General features: G+C 69.6%; 21 protein-coding genes. 16 read left to right on the forward strand and 5 right to left on the reverse strand.

Annotated elements, in window-relative coordinates; genetic code table 11:
* The first annotated feature begins 1 nt into the window (after nt 1).
* From AB0259_RS03500 to AB0259_RS03555, 12 genes are all read left to right on the forward strand, one after another.
* A complete protein-coding gene (locus AB0259_RS03500) occupies nt 2-985 on the forward strand; it encodes an ABC transporter permease (RefSeq protein WP_251580259.1) in 984 nt (327 codons plus the stop codon).
* A gap of 2 nt (nt 986-987) precedes the next feature.
* Nucleotides 988-1,914 (forward strand): ABC transporter permease, encoded by a 927-nt coding sequence (locus AB0259_RS03505; RefSeq protein ID WP_251580261.1) that lies wholly within the window; start codon nt 988-990, stop codon nt 1,912-1,914.
* Nucleotides 1,907-4,021: a dipeptide ABC transporter ATP-binding protein gene (locus tag AB0259_RS03510; RefSeq protein ID WP_366220609.1), complete on the forward strand. Its 2,115-nt coding sequence runs from the start codon at nt 1,907-1,909 to the stop codon at nt 4,019-4,021. Before AB0259_RS03505 ends, AB0259_RS03510 begins: the two co-directional genes overlap by 8 nt.
* Before the next feature lie 49 nt (nt 4,022-4,070).
* Complete coding sequence (locus tag AB0259_RS03515) at nt 4,071-5,759, forward strand: ABC transporter family substrate-binding protein (protein ID WP_251580264.1); 1,689 nt, start codon at nt 4,071-4,073, stop codon at nt 5,757-5,759.
* 140 nt (nt 5,760-5,899) lie between these two features.
* Nucleotides 5,900-7,813 (forward strand): translational GTPase TypA, encoded by a 1,914-nt coding sequence (gene typA, locus AB0259_RS03520; RefSeq protein WP_251580272.1) that lies wholly within the window; start codon nt 5,900-5,902, stop codon nt 7,811-7,813.
* 4 nt (nt 7,814-7,817) lie between these two features.
* A complete protein-coding gene (locus AB0259_RS03525) occupies nt 7,818-8,525 on the forward strand; it encodes an AzlC family ABC transporter permease (protein ID WP_366220607.1) in 708 nt (235 codons plus the stop codon).
* Nucleotides 8,522-8,836 (forward strand): AzlD domain-containing protein, encoded by a 315-nt coding sequence (locus AB0259_RS03530; protein WP_251580276.1) that lies wholly within the window; start codon nt 8,522-8,524, stop codon nt 8,834-8,836. The genes AB0259_RS03525 and AB0259_RS03530 overlap by 4 nt, the downstream gene beginning before the upstream one ends.
* Before the next feature lie 32 nt (nt 8,837-8,868).
* Entirely contained in the window at nt 8,869-9,255 is a 387-nt protein-coding gene (locus AB0259_RS03535) for a DUF6113 family protein (protein ID WP_366220605.1), read from the forward strand.
* Between the two features lie 10 nt (nt 9,256-9,265).
* Entirely contained in the window at nt 9,266-9,586 is a 321-nt protein-coding gene (gene fdxA / locus AB0259_RS03540; protein WP_366220603.1) for a ferredoxin, read from the forward strand.
* A 6-nt stretch (nt 9,587-9,592) separates the two neighbouring features.
* Entirely contained in the window at nt 9,593-10,702 is a 1,110-nt protein-coding gene (gene dapC, locus AB0259_RS03545) for a succinyldiaminopimelate transaminase (RefSeq protein WP_251580280.1), read from the forward strand.
* A gap of 112 nt (nt 10,703-10,814) precedes the next feature.
* Nucleotides 10,815-12,110, forward strand: a complete 1,296-nt coding sequence (locus AB0259_RS03550) for a citrate synthase (RefSeq protein ID WP_251580288.1) — start codon at nt 10,815-10,817, stop codon at nt 12,108-12,110.
* Nucleotides 12,111-12,141: 31 nt separating this feature from the next.
* Nucleotides 12,142-12,579 (forward strand): SHOCT domain-containing protein, encoded by a 438-nt coding sequence (locus AB0259_RS03555; RefSeq protein WP_366220602.1) that lies wholly within the window; start codon nt 12,142-12,144, stop codon nt 12,577-12,579.
* A gap of 5 nt (nt 12,580-12,584) precedes the next feature.
* Here AB0259_RS03555 and dapD read toward each other — a convergent pair whose 3' ends face one another.
* Nucleotides 12,585-13,529, reverse strand: coding sequence for a 2,3,4,5-tetrahydropyridine-2,6-dicarboxylate N-succinyltransferase (gene dapD, locus AB0259_RS03560; RefSeq protein ID WP_251580292.1), 945 nt, complete (start codon nt 13,527-13,529; stop codon nt 12,585-12,587).
* 37 nt (nt 13,530-13,566) lie between these two features.
* Here dapD and dapE point away from each other — a divergent pair, with 37 nt between their 5' ends.
* The 3 genes from dapE to AB0259_RS03575 all read left to right on the forward strand — a co-directional run bounded on the left by dapE (nt 13,567) and on the right by AB0259_RS03575 (nt 16,091).
* On the forward strand, nt 13,567-14,643 hold the full coding sequence (dapE, locus tag AB0259_RS03565) for a succinyl-diaminopimelate desuccinylase (protein WP_366220601.1): 1,077 nt from the start codon (nt 13,567-13,569) through the stop codon (nt 14,641-14,643).
* Nucleotides 14,625-15,824, forward strand: a complete 1,200-nt coding sequence (locus tag AB0259_RS03570; RefSeq protein ID WP_366220600.1) for a hypothetical protein — start codon at nt 14,625-14,627, stop codon at nt 15,822-15,824. Before dapE ends, AB0259_RS03570 begins: the two co-directional genes overlap by 19 nt.
* A 93-nt stretch (nt 15,825-15,917) precedes the next feature.
* Nucleotides 15,918-16,091: a DUF3117 domain-containing protein gene (locus AB0259_RS03575; protein ID WP_064506455.1), complete on the forward strand. Its 174-nt coding sequence runs from the start codon at nt 15,918-15,920 to the stop codon at nt 16,089-16,091.
* Nucleotides 16,092-16,163: 72 nt separating this feature from the next.
* Here AB0259_RS03575 and AB0259_RS03580 read toward each other — a convergent pair whose 3' ends face one another.
* Nucleotides 16,164-16,802 (reverse strand): class I SAM-dependent methyltransferase, encoded by a 639-nt coding sequence (locus tag AB0259_RS03580; RefSeq protein ID WP_251580299.1) that lies wholly within the window; start codon nt 16,800-16,802, stop codon nt 16,164-16,166.
* A gap of 75 nt (nt 16,803-16,877) precedes the next feature.
* On the opposite strand from AB0259_RS03580, the gene AB0259_RS03585 reads away from it, so the two are divergent.
* A complete protein-coding gene (locus AB0259_RS03585) occupies nt 16,878-17,267 on the forward strand; it encodes a Sec-independent protein translocase TatB (RefSeq protein ID WP_251580301.1) in 390 nt (129 codons plus the stop codon).
* A gap of 26 nt (nt 17,268-17,293) precedes the next feature.
* Here the strand turns inward: AB0259_RS03585 and AB0259_RS03590 are convergent, their stop codons facing one another.
* The 3 genes from AB0259_RS03590 to AB0259_RS03600 are packed head-to-tail and all read right to left on the reverse strand — an operon-like array spanning nt 17,294 to nt 20,219.
* On the reverse strand, nt 17,294-18,430 hold the full coding sequence (locus AB0259_RS03590) for an Mrp/NBP35 family ATP-binding protein (protein WP_366220598.1): 1,137 nt from the start codon (nt 18,428-18,430) through the stop codon (nt 17,294-17,296).
* The gene (locus AB0259_RS03595) at nt 18,427-18,957 is read right to left on the reverse strand and encodes a DUF1003 domain-containing protein (RefSeq protein ID WP_366220597.1); all 531 of its coding nucleotides are present in this window, start codon (nt 18,955-18,957) and stop codon (nt 18,427-18,429) included. Before AB0259_RS03595 ends, AB0259_RS03590 begins: the two co-directional genes overlap by 4 nt.
* Entirely contained in the window at nt 18,957-20,219 is a 1,263-nt protein-coding gene (locus tag AB0259_RS03600; RefSeq protein ID WP_366220596.1) for a CBS domain-containing protein, read from the reverse strand. Before AB0259_RS03600 ends, AB0259_RS03595 begins: the two co-directional genes overlap by 1 nt.
* Between the last annotated feature and the right edge of the window lie 42 nt (nt 20,220-20,261).

Genomic DNA, 20,261 nt, shown 5'->3' on the forward strand with positions numbered 1-20,261 from the left:
CGTGACGCTGTATCTGATCAGGAGAATCCTGAATTACGCGATCCTCACCCTCGTAGCGACCTCGATGGCCTACGTGCTCGCGAGCATCGGACTGGTCCCCGAACGCCGGTTCCTTCAGCGGAACCCTCCGGTGCCGCAGTCGACCATCGACGGGATCCTGGACCGTTGGGGTGTCAATCCCGAGGACCCGCTGCTGCTCCGGCTCTTCCGCTGGCTCGGCAACCTCTTCACGCAGGGATCCCTCGGTCTGACCACGGGTAATCAGCCGGTCGTCGAGCAGATCTTCACGCGTGCGGGAGTCAGTCTGCAGCTGCTGTTGGTGGGCTCGATCATCGGAGCGATCCTCGGCGTGGTCCTCGGCGTGTGGGGCGCCGTGCGCCAGTACCGGACGAGCGACCGCATCGTCACTGCAGCGTCCTACCTGCTCTTCGCAACGCCGACGGTCGTCATGGCCATCCTGCTCATGATCCTCGCCACCTATTTCAATCAGGCGGCGGGATCGCAGATCATCCGGTTCACGGGTCAGTACTCGCCGGGCATCCCGAACGAGTTCTGGCCGCAGCTGGGGGATCGGCTCTCACACCTCCTGCTGCCCACCCTGGTCCTCATCCTCGGCGCCGCCGCGTCGTACAGCCGGTACCAGCGCAGCGCGATGCTCGACGTGCTCGGTGCCGACTACATCCGGACCGCGCGGTCGAAGGGCCGCACGCGCGGCTCGGCTCTGGTCCGGCACGGTGTGCGCGTCGCCCTCATCCCGATGTCGACGTTCTTCGCCTACAGCTTCGGCACCCTCGTCGCGGGGGCGACGATGCTCGAGATCATGTTCGGCTGGCACGGGATGGGCGAGCTGACGATCCAGGCGGTGCAGCAGGACGACGTCAACGCGGTGGCCGGCTCGACGATGTTCGTCGCCGTCCTCATCCTCTGCTCGTCGACGCTCTCCGAAATCTTGTACGCCGCCCTCGACCCGCGCGTGCGGAGGTAATCATGGTCATCCCTCTCGAACAATCGGCCGAGGTCGCCGAGCTCTCGGTCTCCGCCGACCAGAAGCCTCGCAAGCCGCTCACCCGTTCACGCCTGATCTGGCAGCGGCTGCGCTCGTCGAAGCAGTTCTGGATCGGCTCCACGGTGCTCGTGGCGATCATCCTGTGGGCGGTCATCGGGCCGCTCGTCTGGCCGATCTCGCACACGACGCGCGACTACTTCTCCCTCAACCAGGGGCCGAGCCCGGCGCACCCGTTCGGCACCGACACCCTCGGCTACGACCTGTTCGCTCAGACGATGGCCGGTCTGCGCATCTCGCTGATCGTCGGATTCGTCGCCGGTCCGCTCGCGACGCTCATCGCCGGTTTCGTCGGCGCCATCGCCGGCTACGTCGGCGGCTGGAGCGACAAGGTCATCGCCTGGTTCATCGACCTGCTGCTCGTGCTGCCCGCCTTCTTCATCCTGGTGCTGCTGTTCCCCTTCTTCCGGGAGTCCGGCTGGATCGTCATGACCTTCTTCCTCGCCCTGTTCGGCTGGATGATCATGGCGCAGGTGATCCGTTCGCAGACACGCTCGCTGCGCGAGCGTGAGTTCGTGAAGGCCGCGCGCTACATGGGCTTCGGCACGTGGTCCGTCGTCACCCGCCACGTCGTCCCGAACGTCGCCTCGCTGCTCATCATCGACGCGACGCTGGGTGTGGGCGCGATGATCCTTGCCGAGACGAGTCTCAGCTTCTTCGGGTTCGGTGTGCAGGCGCCCGAGGTGTCCCTCGGCACGCTGATCGCCGCCGGCAACACGGCGGCCGCGACCCGCCCCTGGCTGTTCGTCTTCCCCGCCGGCACGCTCGTCGTCCTGCTGTTGAGCCTGAGTCTCGTCGGCGACGCTCTGCGCGACGCCATCGATCCCACGTCTGGAGCCAACCGTGGTTGACGAATTGCTGCGTTCGGTCGAGGAGTCCGCTCGCGACAAGCGACGCCCGATCCTCGAGGTCCGCAACCTGTCGGTGACCTTCCCCCAGCGCGACGGGGCGCCCGTGCGCGCCGTGCGCGATGTGAGCTACACGATCCACGAGGGCGAGTTCCTCGGCATCGTCGGGGAGTCCGGGTCCGGAAAGTCGGTGTCCTCCCTGGCCGTCATGGGTCTCCTGCCCGACACGGCGCAGGTCGAGGGCGAGATCCTGTTCCAGGGACAGAACTTCCTCACCCTCGACGACCGGCGACTCTCCGGCATCCGCGGCCGTGAACTGGCGATCATCTTCCAGGATCCGCTGTCTGCGCTGACCCCCGTCTACACCGTGGGCGACCAGATCGCCGAGGCGCTGCGCCTGCACGACTCCGCCCTCAGCAAGCAGGCGGCCGCGGCGCGCGCCGTCGATCTGCTGAAGGTCGTCGGCATCCCCGATGCCCCACGTCGAGCCAAGGCGTTCCCGCACGAGTTCTCCGGCGGCATGCGTCAGCGGGCGATGATCGCCATCGCGATCGCCAACAACCCGCGCCTGATCATCGCGGACGAGCCGACGACCGCCCTCGACGTCACGATCCAGGCGCAGATCCTGGAAGTCCTCGAGGAGGCGAAGCGCATCACGGGCGCAGCCGTGTCGCTCATCACCCACGACCTCGGTGTCGTGGCCGGTCATGCCGACAACGTCGGCGTGATGTACGCCGGCAAGATGGTCGAGTACGGCAGCGTCGAAACCATCTTCCGCGAGCCGGTCATGCCGTACACGGTCGGTCTGCTCCGGTCTGTGCCGAACATCCGCACCGCGGGGACCGAGCGACTCGTTCCGCTCGAGGGGCGTCCGCCGTCCCTCGCATCGCTTCCGAAGGGCTGTCCCTTCGCGGCGCGTTGCCCCGCCGCGATCGCGGTGTGCCATGAGGTCGAGCCCGAACTCGTCCCCGCCGGGCGTGCGGTCGGTCAGTTGGCCGCCTGCCACCGCTCCGATGAGCTGGCGGAGGGGACGTTGCGGCGCTCCGAGATCTTCCCCCGTCCCGAGCCCTTGCCGGCCGAGGTCGTGGCGGAGACCACAGAGGCGCCCATTGTCGAGGTACGCGACCTGAAGCGGCACTTCCCGCTCTACCGCGGCGGCGTGTTCCGTCGCCGGGTGGGCGACGTCAAGGCCGTCGACGGCGTCTCCTTCGACCTGCGGGAGGGTCGCGTACTCGCCCTGGTGGGGGAGTCCGGATGCGGCAAGACGACCACCATCCTCGAGATGATGGAGCTCACCGCCCCGCAGGGCGGTCGGATCACCTTCGACGGGAAGGACGTCGCGTCGCTGACCCGCAAGGGTCGACGCGACCTGCGACGCGACATCCAGATCGTCTTCCAGGATCCCGCCGCCGCCGTGGACCCGCGCCTTCCGATCGGCGAGGTCATCGCGGAGCCGCTCCTCGTGCACGACGTCCCCAAGGCTCAGCGCGACGAACGGGTCGTGGAGCTCCTCGAACTCGTGGGACTCGACCCCGCCATGGCCGACCGCTATCCGCACGAGTTCTCGGGCGGTCAGCGGCAGCGGATCGGCATCGCGCGAGCACTCGCGACGAACCCGAAGGTGCTCGTCCTCGATGAGCCCGTCTCGGCCCTCGACGTGTCGATCCAGGCAGGTGTCATCAACCTGCTGCAGGACCTGCGCGACCGCCTGGGGCTGTCGATGGTCTTCGTCGCACACGACCTGGCGGTGGTCCGTCAGCTGGCCGACGACGTGTCGGTCATGTATCTGGGTCGGATCGTCGAGTCCGGCCCGATCGCCGAGGTCTTCAGCAACCCCCGGCATCCGTACACCCAGGCGCTCATGTCGGCGGCTCCCATCCCGGACCCGCACATCGAGCGCACCCGGGAGCGCGTGCTGCTGGACGGCGACCTGCCGAGCCCGGCCGTCGAGATCCAGGGATGCCGCTTCCGCACCCGGTGCCCGCTGTTCCGACTCCTTCCCGAAGAGGACCAGCGGCTCTGCCTGGGGGAGTACCCCGAGCTGGCGCGGCACGGCCGCGTCGAGGTCTCCTGCCACCACGTCGACAAGAACGTCCTCGTCGTCACCTGACCCCTGAACTCCGTCCTTTCCGGCGGACCCAAGAAGAAAGTAGATGCACATGATCCGTAAGACAGCACTTGCGGGTCTTGCTGTGCTCAGCGCGGGAGCTCTCATGCTCACCGCCTGTGCTGGCGGGACCACGTCGTCGCCGTCGCCGTCCTCGTCGGCGTCGCCCGAATCGCTCCCCCTGGTCGGTTACGAGGAGGTGTCCTACGGCGACCTCACCGACGGCGGCAACCTCAACCTGTCCGTCACCAGCAGCCCGACCGATGAGGGCAGCTGGAACCCGAACCACGCCCTGGCGGCCAACGTCGACGTGCAGAAGCTCCTCGAGCCGACGCTCTCCTCGATGTGGGTCATCGCCGAGGACGGCAGCTGGACGGCGAACCCCGACTACGCGACCTCGATCGAACTCACGAGCGAGGAACCGCAGGTCGTCACCGTCAAGCTGAACGAGAGCGCCGTCTGGCCCGACGGCAGCCCGATCACGGCCGAGGACTACGCCGCGACCTACGCGGCTGCCGGCGGCGCGGAGGAGGGCTACGAGGTCGTCCCGTCGTCGGTCTTCGACGCGATCGACTCCGTCGACGTCGTGAGCGACTTCGAGTACACGGTCTCCTTCACGGGTGCGTACGCCGACTGGCCGAGCCTGTTCAGCACCCCGGTCCTCCCCGCTGACATCGCGAACGACAAGGAGGCCTTCAACAGCGGCTTCGCCTCCGAGGCCGTTCCCTCCGCGGGTCCCTACGTCGTCGACGAGATCGACAACAGCGCGAAGATCTTCAAGCTGGTTCCGAACCCGAACTGGTGGGGCGCCAACGCTCCGAAGCTCGACAGCATCACCTTCAAGGTGATCGCGCAGGAGACGCTCCCGCAGGCGTACGCCAACGACGAGATCGACTCGATCGAGATCCAGACTCCCGACGCCCTCGAGACCGCCAGCGGCAAGGAAGGCGCCGTCGTCGGTCGCTCGGGTGGCGTCACCTGGTCGCACCTGACCTTCAACGCGACCGCCGCGCCGTTCGACGACGTCAACGTCCGCAAGGCCGTCGGCATGGCGATCGACCGCGAGCTGATCGCGCGCGTCGCCAACGAGCCGCTGGGCGCCCCGGCTACCACGCTCGGCGACTGGATCTTCATGCCCGGTCAGGCCGGCTACAGCGACGTCTTCGGTGAGGTCATCGGCAGCGACACCGACGCGGCGGAGAGCCTGCTCGAGGAGGCCGGCTGGACCAAGGGCGACGACGGCTGGACGAAGGACGGCGAGACCCTCACCTTCGCGATCACCGTCCCCGCGGGCACGCAGTCGAACATCAACCGCGCGCTCGGTGTCCAGGACTCCCTGGCTCGCATCGGTGTCGAGGTCACGCTCAACGAGGTCCCGAGCGAGAACTACTTCACCAACATCGACGCCGGTGACTTCCAGGCGGTGACGTTCGGTTGGCAGGGCACCCTGTTCCCGATCTCGTCCGCTGAGACGATCTACACCCCCGCCGACTCCCCGCAGAACTACTCGGGCGTCACGGACGACCGTCTCGCCGGCCTCTGGGAGCAGGCGAACGCCGAGCTCGACGAGGACGCGCGTCTGGGCATCGCCAAGGAGATCAACGAAGTGATCGCCGACTTCCTGCCGAGCGTTCCGATCTACCCCTACCCGGAGGTCGTCGCGACCGACGAGGGCCTCGCGAACTACGGCACCGCCACGTTCAAGAACACGGACTGGACCCTGGTCGGCTACACCGAGTGATCCGAGCATCGCTCACCTGCATCACCTGAACACCGGCGGGGCGGGGACCGAAAGGTCCTCGCCCCGTCGGCGTGTCACGGGCTGCGGTAAAGTGGACTGCCGGCATCCCGGCAACACCCTCTCTGCAAGGAACTCCCTTCATGGCGCACGCCCTCCGTCCTGACCTCCGCAACGTCGCGATCGTCGCGCACGTCGACCACGGCAAGACGACGCTCGTCGACGCCATGCTGCGCCAGACCGGCTCGTTCGGTGAGCACGCGCATGTCGAAGAGCGCGCGATGGACTCGAACGACCTCGAGCGCGAGAAGGGCATCACGATCCTCGCCAAGAACACGGCGATCACCTACAACGGCGTCCACACCGATCAGCCGATCACGATCAACGTGATCGACACCCCGGGGCACGCGGACTTCGGCGGGGAGGTCGAGCGCGGCCTGTCGATGGTCGACGGCGTCGTCCTGCTGGTGGATGCCTCCGAGGGCCCGCTCCCGCAGACGCGATTCGTCCTGCGCAAGGCGCTCGAGGCCAAGCTCCCCGTCATCCTGCTCGTGAACAAGACCGACCGTCCCGACGCCCGCATCGCGGAGGTCGAGGAGGAGGCGCACGACCTGCTGCTGGGCCTCGCGTCCGACCTGCAGGACGATGTCCCCGACCTCGACGTCGACGCACTGCTCGACGTTCCGGTCGTCTACGCCTCCGGTCGCGCCGGCGCCGCCTCGCGCACCCGCCCCGACAACGGCTCGCTGCCCGACAACGACGACCTCGAGCCGCTGTTCGAGGCGATCCTCGAGCACGTCCCCGCGCCGTCGTACGACGACGAGGCCCCGCTGCAGGCCTGGGTCACGAACCTCGACTCGTCGCCGTTCCTCGGGCGTCTCGCGCTCCTGCGCGTGTTCAACGGCACGCTCAAGAAGGGCCAGACGGTCGCGTGGGTGCGCTCCGACGGCTCGACGAGCAACGCCCGCATCACCGAGCTGCTCATGACGCGCGCGCTCGAGCGCTATCCCGCCGAGTCGGCCGGTCCCGGCGACATCGTCGCGATCGCCGGCTTCGAGAACATCACGATCGGCGAGACCATCGCCGACCCCGAGGACATCCGTCCCCTTCCCGCCATCACGGTGGACGACCCGGCCATCTCGATGACGATCGGCACGAACACCTCGCCGCTCATGGGCAAGGTCAAGGGGCACAAGCTCACGGCCCGGATGGTGAAGGATCGCCTCGACCGCGAGCTCATCGGCAACGTGTCCCTGAAGGTCGTCGACATCGGCCAGCCGGACGCGTGGGAGGTCCAGGGTCGCGGCGAGCTCGCCCTTGCGATCCTCGTCGAGAACATGCGCCGCGAGGGCTTCGAGCTCACCGTCGGCAAGCCGCAGGTCGTCACGCGTCGTGACGAGAACGGCAAGCTCACCGAGCCGTTCGAGCACCTCACGATCGACGCCCCCGAGGAGCACCTCGGCGCGATCACGCAGCTCATGGCCGGCCGCAAGGGCCGCATGGAGACGATGACGAACCACGGCACCGGCTGGGTGCGCATGGAGTTCATCGTCCCCTCGCGCGGTCTCATCGGCTTCCGCAGCGAGTTCCTCACCATCACGCGCGGCACGGGCATCGCCAACGCGATCTCGCACGGCTACGACGAGTGGGCGGGTGCGATCTCGACCCGTCAGAACGGCTCGATCGTCGCCGACCGCGCCGGTGTCGTCACCCCCTTCGCGATGATCGCGCTGCAGGAGCGCATGAGCTTCTTCGTGCAGCCGACCGAGGAGGTCTACGAGGGCATGGTCATCGGCGAGAACTCGCGCGCCGACGACATGGACGTCAACATCACGAAGGAGAAGAAGCTCACGAACATGCGTTCGTCGACGTCGGACTCCTTCGAGTCGATGACGCCGCCGCGTGTGCTCACGCTCGAGGAGAGCCTCGAGTTCGCCCGCGACGACGAATGCGTCGAGGTGACCCCTGAGAAGGTGCGCATCCGCAAGGTCGTGCTCGACGCGACCGAGCGCGGCCGCGCCGCCTCGCGGCTGAAGCGCCAGGACGCCGGCTCCTGACGCGGTGACGGGGGAGGAGCAGCCTCCGACGCGGCGGGCGTGGCGCGACTCCCTCGGAGTCGCGCTGGCGACGAGCGCGTACGGGGTCTCTTTCGGCGCCCTCGCCGTGGCCTCCGGGCTCGATGTCTGGCAGACCTGCGTCCTCAGCCTGTTCATGTTCACGGGCGGATCGCAGTTCGCCTTCGTCGGTGTGATCGGCGGCGGAGGACTCCCGGGCGCGGCGATCGCGTCGGCGGGACTTCTCGGCATGCGCAACGTGGCCTACGGGCTGCGGATGTCGCCGGTCGTCGGGTCGGGCTTCTGGCGGCGGGCCGCGGCATCCCACTTCACCATCGACGAGTCCACGGCGGTGGCCCTTGCGCAGACGGATGCCGGTGCGCGCCGCATCGGCTTCTGGGTGACCGGCGTCGGCATCTACCTCGGCTGGAACCTCACCACCCTCGCCGGCGCGTTGCTGGGTGACGTGCTCGGGGACGTCCGCGCCTACGGATTGGATGCCGCGGCCGCGGGAGCGTTCCTCGCTCTGCTGTGGCCGCGTCTGCGCCGTCGTCAGGCGATCGCGGTGGGCGTCGCGGCGGCGGTCGTCGCGGCGATCTCGACGCCGCTTCTCATGCCGGGCCTCCCGGTCCTCGTCGCCGCGGTCGTCGCGCTCGTCGTCGGGTGGGCGAACTGGCTGGGTGCCCGTGAGACCACCTCGGAGGTCGCGTCGTGACGCTGTGGCATTCCATCCTTCTCGCCTCGATCGTCTGCGTCGCGCTGAAGACCGTGGGCTATCTGGTGCCGCCGGCGTGGTTCGATGCGCCGCGACCGTCGCGCACGATCGACCTCCTCACGGTCGCCCTGCTCGCGGCGCTCGTCGTCGTCCAGACCCTGGGTGCAGGTCAGGCCGTCGTCGTCGACGCCCGGCTGCCTGCCGTCCTGGTCGCGGCCGGGCTGCTGGTCATCCGTGCACCCTTCCTCGTGGTGGTGGTCGCGGCCGCCGCGACCGCGGCTCTGCTGCGACTGTGGGGCTGGGCGGCATGAGCGGCCCGGAAGCGCGCGCCTAGACTGTGCAGGTGAACGCACTGCTCGCCCGGATCGCCACGTGGGTCCTCGCCGCCGTCATCGGCGTCGTCTACGGGGTGGCCGGCACGATCGGCCAGGCGGTCGTCTGGGGAGTGGTGCCGGTCGGCCTGCTCGTCGCGGCCACGGGGTTCACCGCGCTCCTGATCGCGGTGCGCACCCTGACGGGGGAGCGCGCGTCGGCCCTCGCCTGCGGCCTCGGTGCGATGGTCGCGACCCTGCTGTTCGCCAACGAGGGACCCGGCGGCTCCGTCGTCGTGCCCGCCCCGCCGGAGGGTGCGGCGATCACGCCCGGCCTGATCTGGACCTTCCTCGTGCCGCTGGTCGCCGCGCTGGTCGTGGCGTGGCCGTCGGCATCCCGCCTCCGATCCACGAACTAGACTCGATCCCGTGACGTATGTGATCGCCCTCCCGTGCGTGGATGTCAAAGACCGAGCCTGTATCGACGAGTGCCCCGTCGACTGCATCTACGAAGGCGAGCGGTCGCTCTACATCCACCCGGACGAGTGCGTCGACTGCGGCGCCTGCGAGCCGGTCTGCCCGGTCGAGGCCATCTACTACGAGGACGACCTCCCGGCGGAGTGGCAGGACTACTACACCGCGAACGTGGAGTTCTTCGAGGACATCGGCTCGCCCGGTGGTGCCGCGAAGGTCGGGGTCATCGCGAAGGACCACCCCGTCATCGCGGTGCTTCCGCCGCAGGCGCACTGACCTCCCATGAGCGTCCGCGACCTCGCCGACTACCCATGGGACGCCGTCGCCCCGTACGCGCAGCGCGCGAGGCAGCATCCTGACGGCATCGTCGACCTCTCCATCGGCTCACCGGTGGACCCCACTCCCGACGTGGTCGCCGACGCACTCCGGCGGGCGACCGACGCGCATGCCTACCCGCAGACGGTCGGCACCCCGGCGCTGCGCGAGGCGATCGCCGCCTGGTACGCGCGCCGACGCGGCGTCCCCGGGCTCACGTCCGCTCACGTGATCCCGACGGTCGGTTCGAAGGAGCTCGTGGCGCTGCTGCCGCTGCTGCTCGCGCTCGGGCCCGGCGACACCGTCGTCCATCCCCGGGCGGCCTACCCGTCCTACGAGGTGGGTGCGCGTCTGGTCGGCGCCGACGCGCTCGCGTCCGACGACCCCGACGAATGGCCCGCGGGGACCCGCCTGGTCTGGCTCAACTCGCCCGGCAACCCCGACGGTCGTGTGCTGGGCGTCGACGACCTGCGCCGCGCCGTCCACCGTGCGCGCGAACTGGGGGCGGTGCTCGCCTCGGACGAGTGCTACGCCGAGCTCGGGTGGGACGGTCCGTGGGCGGATGCCGCTGTGCCGAGCGTCCTCGACCCGCGGGTGACAGACGGGCACCTGACGGGCCTGCTGTCGGTCTACTCGCTCAGCAAGCAGTCCAACCTCGCCGGGTATCGCGCCGCGTTCCTCGCCGGCGACGCCGACCTGGTGGCGGGACTCGTGACCGCGCGGAAGCACCTGGGCCTGATGGTGCCGGGTCCCGTGCAGGACGCCATGGTCGCGGCGCTGGCCGACGACGCCCATGTCGAGCACCAGCGGGCGCTGTACCGGGCGCGTCGCGACGTCCTCAAGCCGGCCGTCGAGGCGGCGGGCTTCCGGATCGATCACAGCGAAGGCGGGCTCTACCTGTGGGCCACCGCGGGGGAGGATGCGTGGGAGTCGATCGCGCGGCTCGCCGAGCTCGGCATCCTCGCGGGTCCGGGACACTTCTACGGCTCGCACTACCCGCAGCACGTGCGGTTCTCGCTGACCGCGACCGACGAGCGCATCGCCGCGGCGGCCCGGCGGCTGACCGCATCCTCGTAGCATCTTCGTAGGTTTCCTCTCACGGATGCCGCGATCCGTTGGGCGCGTCAGGAGAGGCGCCATCTCCCCGTTAGGCTGTAAAGACCGCTCCCGACGACCGCAAGGAGGCTTCGTGACCAACGCGGACACCCCTCAGAAGGCCACCGTGACCATTGGTGACACGACCGCGGAGCTTCCGCTCGTCGCCGGGAGCGAAGGGGTGCCGAGCGTCGACTTCTCCTCGTTCACGAAGCAGACCGGGTACACCTCGCTCGACTACGGCTTCGTGAACACGGCGTCGACGAAGTCCGCCATCACCTACATCGACGGCGATCAGGGCATCCTGCGCTACCGCGGGTACCCGATCGAGCAGCTCGCCCAGCACAGCACCTACCTCGAAGTGGCATGGCTCCTGCTGTACGGCGAGCTCCCCACCGCAGACGAGCTGGCGGGCTGGGACGAGAAGATCCGTCGGCACACCCTCCTCCACGAGGACCTCAAGCACTTCTTCTCGGCCCTGCCGCACACCGCGCACCCCATGTCGGTGCTCTCGGCTGCGACGGCCGCGCTCTCGACGTACTACGAGGGTCAGAGCGACCCTCACAACCCCGAGCACGTCGAGCTCAACACGATCCGGATGCTGGCGAAGCTCCCCGTGATCGCGGCGTACGCGCACAAGAAGAGCATCGGACACGCGTTCCTCTACCCGGACAACTCGCTCAGCTTCGTCGACAACTTCCTGAAGCTGAACTTCGGCAACAACGCCGAGCCCTACGAGATCAACCCGGTCATGTCCCGCGCGCTCGAGCGGCTGCTCATCCTCCACGAGGACCACGAGCAGAACGCCTCGACCTCGACCGTCCGCCTCGTCGGATCGACGGGCGCCAATCAGTTCTCGTCGATCTCGGCGGGCATCAACGCTCTCTACGGCCCTCTTCACGGCGGCGCGAACGAGGCCGTCCTCGACATGCTCGCGCGCATCCGCGATTCGGGCGAGAGCGTCCAGCGCTTCGTCGAGCGGGTGAAGAACAAGGAGGACGGTGTCAAGCTCATGGGCTTCGGACACCGCGTCTACAAGAACTACGACCCGCGGGCGAAGCTCGTGAAGGAGTCCGCCGACGAGGTGCTCCGCGAGCTCGGGGTCGAGGATCCGCTCCTCGCCCTCGCCAATGAGCTCGAGGAGATCGCGCTCAACGACGACTACTTCAAGGAGCGTCGCCTCTACCCGAACGTGGACTTCTACACCGGCGTCATCTACAAGGCGATGGGCTTCCCGACGCGGATGTTCACGCCGCTGTTCGCGATCGGCCGCCTCCCCGGGTGGCTCGCGCACTGGCGCGAGATGCAGAACGACCCGCAGACCAAGATCGGTCGCCCGCAGCAGCTGTACACCGGGGCGACGGAGCGGGACTACCCCGTTTCCCGCTGACGCCCCGGCGGCATGCCGCTATGGTGTGCCCATGGGGTGGATGCCGGAAGTGGCGATGTCGTCCGACGACGGCGAGTACGTCGATGACGGCGTGGTGGTCGTCCCGCCGGGGATCGACGACGGTGGTCTCATGGGGACCGGCATGGATGGCATGGCGTCGGGGTTCTCCGCCGTCTTCGGGCTGATCCTCGTCCTCGGGATCGGCGCCGCGATCTTCGGACTCGTGATCCGGGCACGGAAGTACCGCATCCTGCAGGACGCCGGCATCGATCCGCTGACGGTGGACGCGCAGATCGCGGCGCGGGTCCTCCGCAGCGACGTGCTCGCCCCGGCGGAACCCGTCGCCGCCGCACCGGCTGCGCAGCCGTCGATCGAGCAGCGACTGGTCGAGCTCGACGACCTCCGCGCGCGCGGCATCATCAGCGACGAGGAGCATCGCGAGGCGCGCGCCGCCGTCCTACGGGGCTGATCCGCTCAGGCGTGCAGATCGGCGTTGAGGGTGACGCCCACACCCTCGCGCCGGACGGCTTCGACGGCGCCGGTCAGTGAGTTGCGACGGAAGAGGATGCCGCTGCGCCCCGACAGCTCGGCGGCCTTCGCCGTCGGGACCGTGCCGTCGGCCCGCGGGGTCTCGCCGGAGAGGATCACCTTCGTGCCGGCCGTGATGTACAGGCCCGCTTCGACGATGCAGTCGTCTCCGAGGGAGATGCCGATGCCGGCATTGGCGCCGAGGAGGGTGCGCGCTCCGATGGAGACCCGGTGACTGCCGCCGCCGGACAGCGTGCCCATGATCGATGCGCCGCCGCCGATGTCGCTGCCGTCGCCGACGACGACACCCTGGGAGATGCGCCCCTCGACCATCGAGGCGCCGAGGGTTCCGGCGTTGAAGTTCACGAACCCCTCGTGCATGACGGTGGTCCCGGGGGCGAGGTGCGCACCGAGGCGCACGCGGGAGGCGTCGGCGATGCGCACGCCGGTGGGCACGACGTAATCCGTGAGCCGCGGGAACTTGTCGATGCCGGCGACCTGGATGCCGGCGCGCTGGAGCGCGGGCCGCAGGCGGGTCAGGTCATCGGGGTGCACCGGGCCGGCATTCGTCCACGCGACGTTCGGCAGGTGGCCGAAGATCCCGGTGAGATCGAGCTCGTTCGGTGCGACGAGACGGTGGGAGAGGGCGTGCAGTCGCAGGTAGGCGTCGGATGTCCCGGCGGGCGGGGCGTCGAGGTCGATCTCCACGACCACGACTCCCACCGCGACGGCGCGGCGGTCATCGGCACCGGCGTAGGCGTCGAGCGCTGACGTGTCCACGTCGGCGGGTGCGCGGCCGAAAGCCGGCGCGGGGTACCAGGTGTCGAGGACGGTGCCGTCCTCGCTCGTCGTCGCCAGACCGATACCCCAGACCCACCGCGCGTCACTCATGATTCCAGGCTATCGGGCCGTCGTTAGACTCGACGTCATGCCCCGGCTCGACCTCCGCTCCTCCGCCGTCGACCTGACCCGGACCATCTGCGACATCCCGAGCGTGTCAGACGACGAGACCGTCCTCGCCGACGCGATCTTCGAGGCCGTCTCGGAGCTCCCGCACCTCGAGGTCCACCGCGACGGCGACACGATCGTCGCGCGGACGCAGCTCGGGCGCGCGCAGCGCGTCGCGATCGCAGGGCACATCGACACCGTCCCGATCAACGGCAACGTCCCCACGCGCGACGTGGACGTGGACGGTGAGGCGTTCCTCTGGGGGCGCGGCACGGTCGACATGAAGGCCGGGGTGGCCGTCCAGCTGAAACTCGCGGCGGAGCTCACCGACCCTCGGGTGGACATCACGTGGATGTGGTACGACCACGAGGAGGTCGCCGCCGAGTTCAACGGGCTGACCCGGCTCGCGGCATCCCGTCCCGATCTCTTCGCGGCGGATTTCGCGATACTGGGTGAGCCGTCGAACGGTCAGGTCGAGGGAGGCTGCAACGGCACCCTCCGTGCGGTCGTCCGCACCGCGGGCGTGCGTGCGCACAGTGCCCGGGCGTGGGTCGGCGAGAATGCGATCCACAAAGCCGCTCCGATCCTCTCCCGCCTCGCCGAGTACCGGCCGCGCGAGATCGAGGTCGACGGACTGCTCTACCGCGAGGGACTCAACGCCGTCGCCATCCGCGGCGGCATCGCCGGCAATGTCATCCCCGACGCCTGCGAGGTCGAGGTCAACTACCGCTTCGCTCCGAGCAGGGACGCCGCAGCCGCAGAGGCGCACGTGCGCGACGTCCTCGCAGGCTTCGAGGTCGAGATCGTCGACCTGTCCGAGGGAGCCCGGCCGGGGCTCGACGCGCCTCTCGCTCAGGACTTCGTGGCGGCGGTGGGCGCGGTCCCGAAACCGAAGTACGGCTGGACCGACGTCGCGCGCTTCTCGGCGATGGGTGTGCCCGCGGTCAACTACGGTCCCGGTGATCCGCACCTCGCCCACCACGACGAGGAGCGCGTGCCTCTCGCTCAGATCGAGGACGTCGAGCGGGGCCTGCGGGCATGGTTGAGCGGCGACTGAGGTCCGCAGCCTCCGTCGCCGGCACCGTCGCCGCCGTCTACCTCTCGGCCCGCCTCGTCACCACCCTGTTCTTCTGGGCCGCCGCCACCCTGTCGGGTCCCACGTCGCGTTTCGGAGCGGACGCGACCATCCCGTCGCTGGCCATGGGATGGGACGCCCAGTGGTACTGGGTCATCGCGGATCGCGGCTATCCGTCGGTCCTGCCGGTGACGGACACCGGGCAGGTGACGGAGAACGCGTGGGCCTTCCTGCCGCTCTACCCGTGGCTCGCGCGTGCCCTCGGGACCGTCCTCGGGGGCTACCCGGCGGGAGCGGTCGTGCTGGCGCTGGTCGCCGGCTACGCGGCATCCGTGGTCCTGTTCCTGATGCTGCGCGAACGGATCGGCGAGACGGCAGCGCTGTGGGCGGTCGTCCTGTTCGCCAACGGCCCCCTCGCGGCGCTGTTCCAGATGGGCTACGCCGAGTCCCTCGGCCTGCTCTGGCTCCTCCTCGCCCTGTGGGCCCTCATGCGGCGGCGCTTCGGCTGGCTCTATCCGCTCATCGTGCTGATGGGGTTCACCCGGCCGGGCGTCCTCGCCTTCGCGCTGCTCCTCGGCCTCTACGGGATCCATCGATGGATGCATCGGCGGGTCGACCCGCTGCCGACACGGCAGATCGTGCACATCGTCGCAACGGGTGCACTGGCGACGATCGTGGGCTTCGCGTGGCAGGTGATCGCCGGCGTGGCGACGGGCGACCCGTCTGCGTACCTGGAGACCGAACTGGCGTGGCGGCGCAGTTGGGTCGGGTCGGAGGAGCAGTTCGTCCCGTTCTCGGGATTCCTGACGGCCGCCTCGGTCTGGTTCGGGATCTGGGGTCTGCCGCCCATGCTCGGCCCGGTCGCCCTCGTCATCCTGGTCATCGGGGTCGCCGTCGTCCTGGCGCGCGCCCCGCAGGTGCGCCGTCTGGGCCCGGAGGTCCGGCTGTGGGGCGCGAGCTACCTGGTCTACCTGCTCGCGGTCTTCTTCCCGCAGTCGAGCACCTTCCGGCTGCTGCTTCCCCTCACCCCGGTGGCGGCGGCCGTCGCCGTGCCGCCGTCGCGGTGGTGGCGGATCGGGGTGCTGGTGCTGTGCCTGGGCGGGCAGTGGCTGTGGATCCACGAGATGCTCGCCTTGGGCGACACGTTCTTCCGGATCCCGTGACGATAAGCGTCCGCTGAGAGGCGCGCGCGCCGAAGGCGATCACCCCATTGGGTAGACTAATGGGGAAGGCCGAAGACGAAAGGGAGCCCCACAATGGCAGCCATGAAGCCGCGCACCGGAGACGGACCTATGGAGGCCGTCAAGGAAGGCCGCCTCATCATCGTGCGTGTTCCGCTCGAGGGGGGCGGTCGACTCGTCGTCTCGGTGAACGACGACGAGGCGAAGGAACTGCACAGCGTCCTCAGCGGGGTCGTCGGCGCCGCCTGACCCTGACTCGATGCGAAAGGCCGGTCTCCACGGGGACCGGCCTTTCTGCATCCTCGGACGCGGTGCGAGCGCTCAGGAGCCGTCGGCGACGGTGGTCAGCTGCAGCAGACCCTCGCCGACGATCGACAGGGCTCCGATCACGGCGGGTGAGGCCTGCGTCTCCTGGATCAGCGATCGGTAGGCGGTCTCGAGGGGGCCACGGCGGACAGGGTCGGCGACGGCGCCGCCGGCGAGGACCCGGGGGACGAGGACCGTGCCCCCGGCTCGGACCAGGCGCAGTCCGTGTTCGACGTACTCGATGACGCCGTCGGGGTCGGCGTCGATGAGGACGATGTCGTAGGAGGCCTCGTTCATGCGGGGAAGGACGTCGGCGGCGCGCCCCGTGATGAAACGCACGCGTGCGGCCGGGACACGGGCATCGGTGAAGGCCTTGCGTGCCACGGCGAGGTGCTCGGGCTCTTTGTCGATCGTGGTGAGGGTCGCCCGCGGTGAGCCGTGCAGCAGCCACAGGCCCGAGACGCCGCCGCCCGTGCCGATCTCGACGATGTTGAGGGCGCGGCTCGCGCCGGCGATGACCGCGCACTGCGCTCCCACCTCGGGGCTGACCGGGCCTGCGCCGATCTCGAGAGCGTGAGCGCGCGCCCGAGCGATGGCATCGGGCTCGACCGTCGACTCGGCGGCGAATCTGCGTACGGCCTCGTGATCTCCCATGTGGTGAACCTCCGTGGCCCAGCCTAAGCGGGGGCGGATGCCGTGACCCTCAGGCGCACGGGTAACCTGGGAAGCATGTCGAACGGGCTCGATCTGGAGAAGATCCTCCTCATCGCGCTCATCGCCGCACTCCTGCTCGGACCCGAGCGGCTGCCGGGTTATGCCGCCTCGCTCGCGCGGCTGACCCGCCGCGTCCGCGACTGGCTCGACGGCGCCCGCACGCGGGTGAAGGAGGAGATGGGCGACGACTTCGACGAGATCGAATGGCGCAAGCTCGACCCGCGCCAATACGATCCCCGGCGCATCATCCGCGAAGCCCTCATCGACGACGCGCCCGTCAAACCTGTGGCGGCGGGTGCCGCGGCCATGGCCGCCGCCGCGGTCGCCTCCCCGCCGGCAAGCGACCCGGTGAGGTCCGCGGATGCCGAGACGGGCATCGTCCCGTTCGATTCCGAAGCGACCTGACGCGCGGCATCCGCCGCCGGTGATCCTCAGGCGGGGGAGACCGGCAGGGCGCGCCCGGCCAGTGATGGTCGTGTCGTCGTCAGCGCGTCGGCGACAGCCGAGATCGCGCGAGCGGCGGGGTCGCCGGGGTCGGAGAGCACGACGGGCGCACCGGTGTCACCGCCCCGGCGCAGGGCCGGACTCAGCGGAACGGACCCGAGGAGGGGGACCGAGTCACCCGCGGCGGAGAGCGCGGAGGCGACCGCTTCGCCGCCGCCGGCACCGAACACGTCCACGACCGTCCCGTCGGGGAGTGCGAACGCCGCCATGTTCTCGATGACCCCGATGATGCGTTGACCCGTCTGGCGAGCCACGATCCCGCTGCGGACCGCGACGTCGGCCGCCGCCGCCTGAGGCGTCGTCACGACGAGCACCTCCGCATGGGGCAGGAGCTGACCGACGGAGATCGCGACGTCGCCGGTGCCCGGCGGCATGTCGATGAGCAGGACGTCCAGGTCGCCGAAATGGACGTCGGTGAGGAACTGCTGCACGGTGCGGTGCAGCATCGGACCGCGCCACGCCACCGCGGGGGAGGCGCCCTCGGCGAGGAACATGCCGATCGAGATCGTCTTCACCCCGTGCGCGACGGGCGGCAGCATCAGGTCGTCCAGGCGCGTGGGCTGCGGCGGGCGGCCGTCCTCGCCGACCAGACCGAGCAGACCCGGGATCGAGAAGCCGTGCACGTCCGCGTCGATGAGTCCCACGGCGAGCCCGCGCGCCGCCAGGGCGACCGCGAGGTTGGCGGTCACCGTGGACTTGCCGACGCCTCCCTTGCCGCTCGTGACGGCGATGACCCGTGTCAGCGCGTCGGGGGTGAACGGCATGCTCCGCACGCCGCGGATCCGTTCCACGAGCCCCGCTCGCTCGGAAGGCGTCATGACCCCCACGTCCACGCGGACGTCCTCCACGCCGGTGACGGATGCCGCGGCTTCGCGGACCTCGCGTTCGATGCGCTCCGCGGCGGGGCATCCGACGATCGTCAGCGCGATCCCGACGCGCGCCGTGCCGTCGCTGACGGCGATGTCCCGGACCATGTCGAGCTCGCCGATCGGACGTCGCAGCTCGGGGTCGACGACCGCGGACACGGCCCGGCGGACGTCATCCACCGTCGAGGGCGTGCTCACGACGATCGCGCGCCGTCGCCCGGCTGCTCGCGCTCGTCCAGCCGCTCGAGGAGTGCCTTGAGCTCCTGTCGGAGCACGTCGCGACTGATCATCTCGTCCTGCATGTCCGTGAGGGCCATCCGCAGGGCCACGACCTCGCGGGCCAGGTACTCGGTGTCGGCGAGGTTGCGCTCGGCGCGCTGGCGATCCTGTTCGATCTGCACGCGGTCGCGATCGTCCTGTCGGTTCTGCGCGAGGAGGATGAGGGGCGCGGCGTAGGAGGCCTGCAGCGAGAGCATCAGCGTGAGGGCGGTGAAGCCGAGTGCGGCGTCGTCGAACCGCAGCCCCTCCGGCGCCGCGGTGTTCCACACGATCCAGGCGACGCAGAACAGCGTGAGGATCAGCAGGAACGCCGGAGTGCCCATCGCTCGCGCGATCCATTCGGTGAAGCGCCCGAACCGGTCGCGCGAGGGCTGCGCCGGTCGGCTGAGGACGCGGCTGCGTCGACCCCGCGGCGCCTCGAACCCCGACTTGGGAGCGCGTGCCATCATCGCCGCACCTGCGGCGTCTCGCGCGGGGTGTCCTGCGAACGCCAGTCATCCGGCAACAGGTAGTCGATGACGTCGTCGACCGTGACGGCACCCACGAGGTGGCGGGCCTGATCGACGACGGGCAGCGAGACGAGGTTGTAGCTCGCGAGGAGGCGCGCGACCTCGGCGGCGCTGGCCGAGACGGTGATCGGCTCGACGGTGTCGTCGATGATGGCACCCAGTCGCTCGTGGGGCGGGTAGCGCAGCATCCGCTGGAAGTGGACCACGCCCAGCAGACGCCCCGTCGGCGTCTCATACGGCGGCAGCGTCACGAAGACGGCGGCGGCGAGCGCCGGGTGCAGCTCGTGGCGACGGATGAGGGCGAGAGCCTCGGCGACGGTCGCATCGGCGGAGAGCACGATGGGCTCGCTCGTCATGAGGCCGCCGGCGGTGTCGGGCCCGTGCTCGAGGAGGGCGCGGACGTCCTCCGCCTCCTCGGGCTCCATGAGGTCGAGCAGCTGGCCGGCGCGGGCGTCGGAGAGCTGGCCGAGGACGTCGGCGGCGTCGTCGGGTTCCATGGCGTCGAGGATGTCGGCGGCGCGCTCGTCTCCGAGGGCCTCGAGGATGTGCACCTGCTCGTCCTCGGGCATCTCCTCGAGCGCGTCGGCGAGGCGGTCGTCCGGCAGCTCCTCCGCGACTTCGAGCAGGCGCTCCTCGGGGAGGTCGAGGAGTGTGTTGGCGAGGTCGGCGGGCTTGAGTTCGGAGTACGACGCGACCAGGAGCTCGGCGGACTGCGTCTGCCCCGCCACCTGATCGTCGCGTACGTCGTTCCACTGCGCGAAGGTCGTCGGTCCCTTCGCGAACGGCGATGCGCTGGTCTTCGGGCGGCGCAGGAACAACTGTCCGACCTGCCAGTCGCCCAGTCGATCGCGTTCGATGGCGACGTCCTCGATCACGGCCGAACCCGACCCGTCGGTGAGGTGGACGTTGCGGCCGATCAGCTCGGTCATGACACGGACCTCGCCGCCCCGCTGCTCGAAGCGGCGGACGTTGATGAGTCCTGTCGTGATGACCTGACCGGTGGCGATCGAGGTCACCCGTCCGATGGAGAGGAACACGTTGCGTCGGCCGGGGATCTCGACGACGAGACCGACGACTCTCGGAGGGTCGTCCTTGCGGTAGATCACGACCACATCGCGGACCTTACCCAGACGGTCGCCCGCGGGGTCGAAGACGGCGCACCCGGTCAGGCGCGCGACGAAGACCCGTTGCGTATTCACCAGACCAGCGTAGTCGGCGGATCCCTCGCCCTCACTGCGCCC

The organism is Microbacterium sp. NPDC080005 (assembly GCF_040702445.1).
GTDB lineage: Bacteria > Actinomycetota > Actinomycetes > Actinomycetales > Microbacteriaceae > Microbacterium > Microbacterium oleivorans_D.

Bases quoted from the DNA above. Each gene is read 5' to 3' on its own strand.
- typA (WP_251580272.1), top strand. From the start codon at position 5,900: ATGGCGCACGCCCTCCGTCCTGACCTCCGCAACGTCGCGATCGTCGCG.
- AB0259_RS03575 (WP_064506455.1), top strand. From the start codon at position 15,918: ATGGCAGCCATGAAGCCGCGCACCGGAGACGGACCTATGGAGGCCGTC.
- dapC (WP_251580280.1), top strand. From the start codon at position 9,593: ATGAGCGTCCGCGACCTCGCCGACTACCCATGGGACGCCGTCGCCCCG.
- AB0259_RS03555 (WP_366220602.1), top strand. From the start codon at position 12,142: ATGGGGTGGATGCCGGAAGTGGCGATGTCGTCCGACGACGGCGAGTAC.
- AB0259_RS03580 (WP_251580299.1), bottom strand. From the start codon at position 16,802: ATGGGAGATCACGAGGCCGTACGCAGATTCGCCGCCGAGTCGACGGTC.
- dapD (WP_251580292.1), bottom strand. From the start codon at position 13,529: ATGAGTGACGCGCGGTGGGTCTGGGGTATCGGTCTGGCGACGACGAGC.
- AB0259_RS03585 (WP_251580301.1), top strand. From the start codon at position 16,878: ATGTCGAACGGGCTCGATCTGGAGAAGATCCTCCTCATCGCGCTCATC.
- AB0259_RS03515 (WP_251580264.1), top strand. From the start codon at position 4,071: ATGATCCGTAAGACAGCACTTGCGGGTCTTGCTGTGCTCAGCGCGGGA.
- dapE (WP_366220601.1), top strand. From the start codon at position 13,567: ATGCCCCGGCTCGACCTCCGCTCCTCCGCCGTCGACCTGACCCGGACC.
- AB0259_RS03570 (WP_366220600.1), top strand. From the start codon at position 14,625: ATGGTTGAGCGGCGACTGAGGTCCGCAGCCTCCGTCGCCGGCACCGTC.
- AB0259_RS03595 (WP_366220597.1), bottom strand. From the start codon at position 18,957: ATGGCACGCGCTCCCAAGTCGGGGTTCGAGGCGCCGCGGGGTCGACGC.
- AB0259_RS03505 (WP_251580261.1), top strand. From the start codon at position 988: ATGGTCATCCCTCTCGAACAATCGGCCGAGGTCGCCGAGCTCTCGGTC.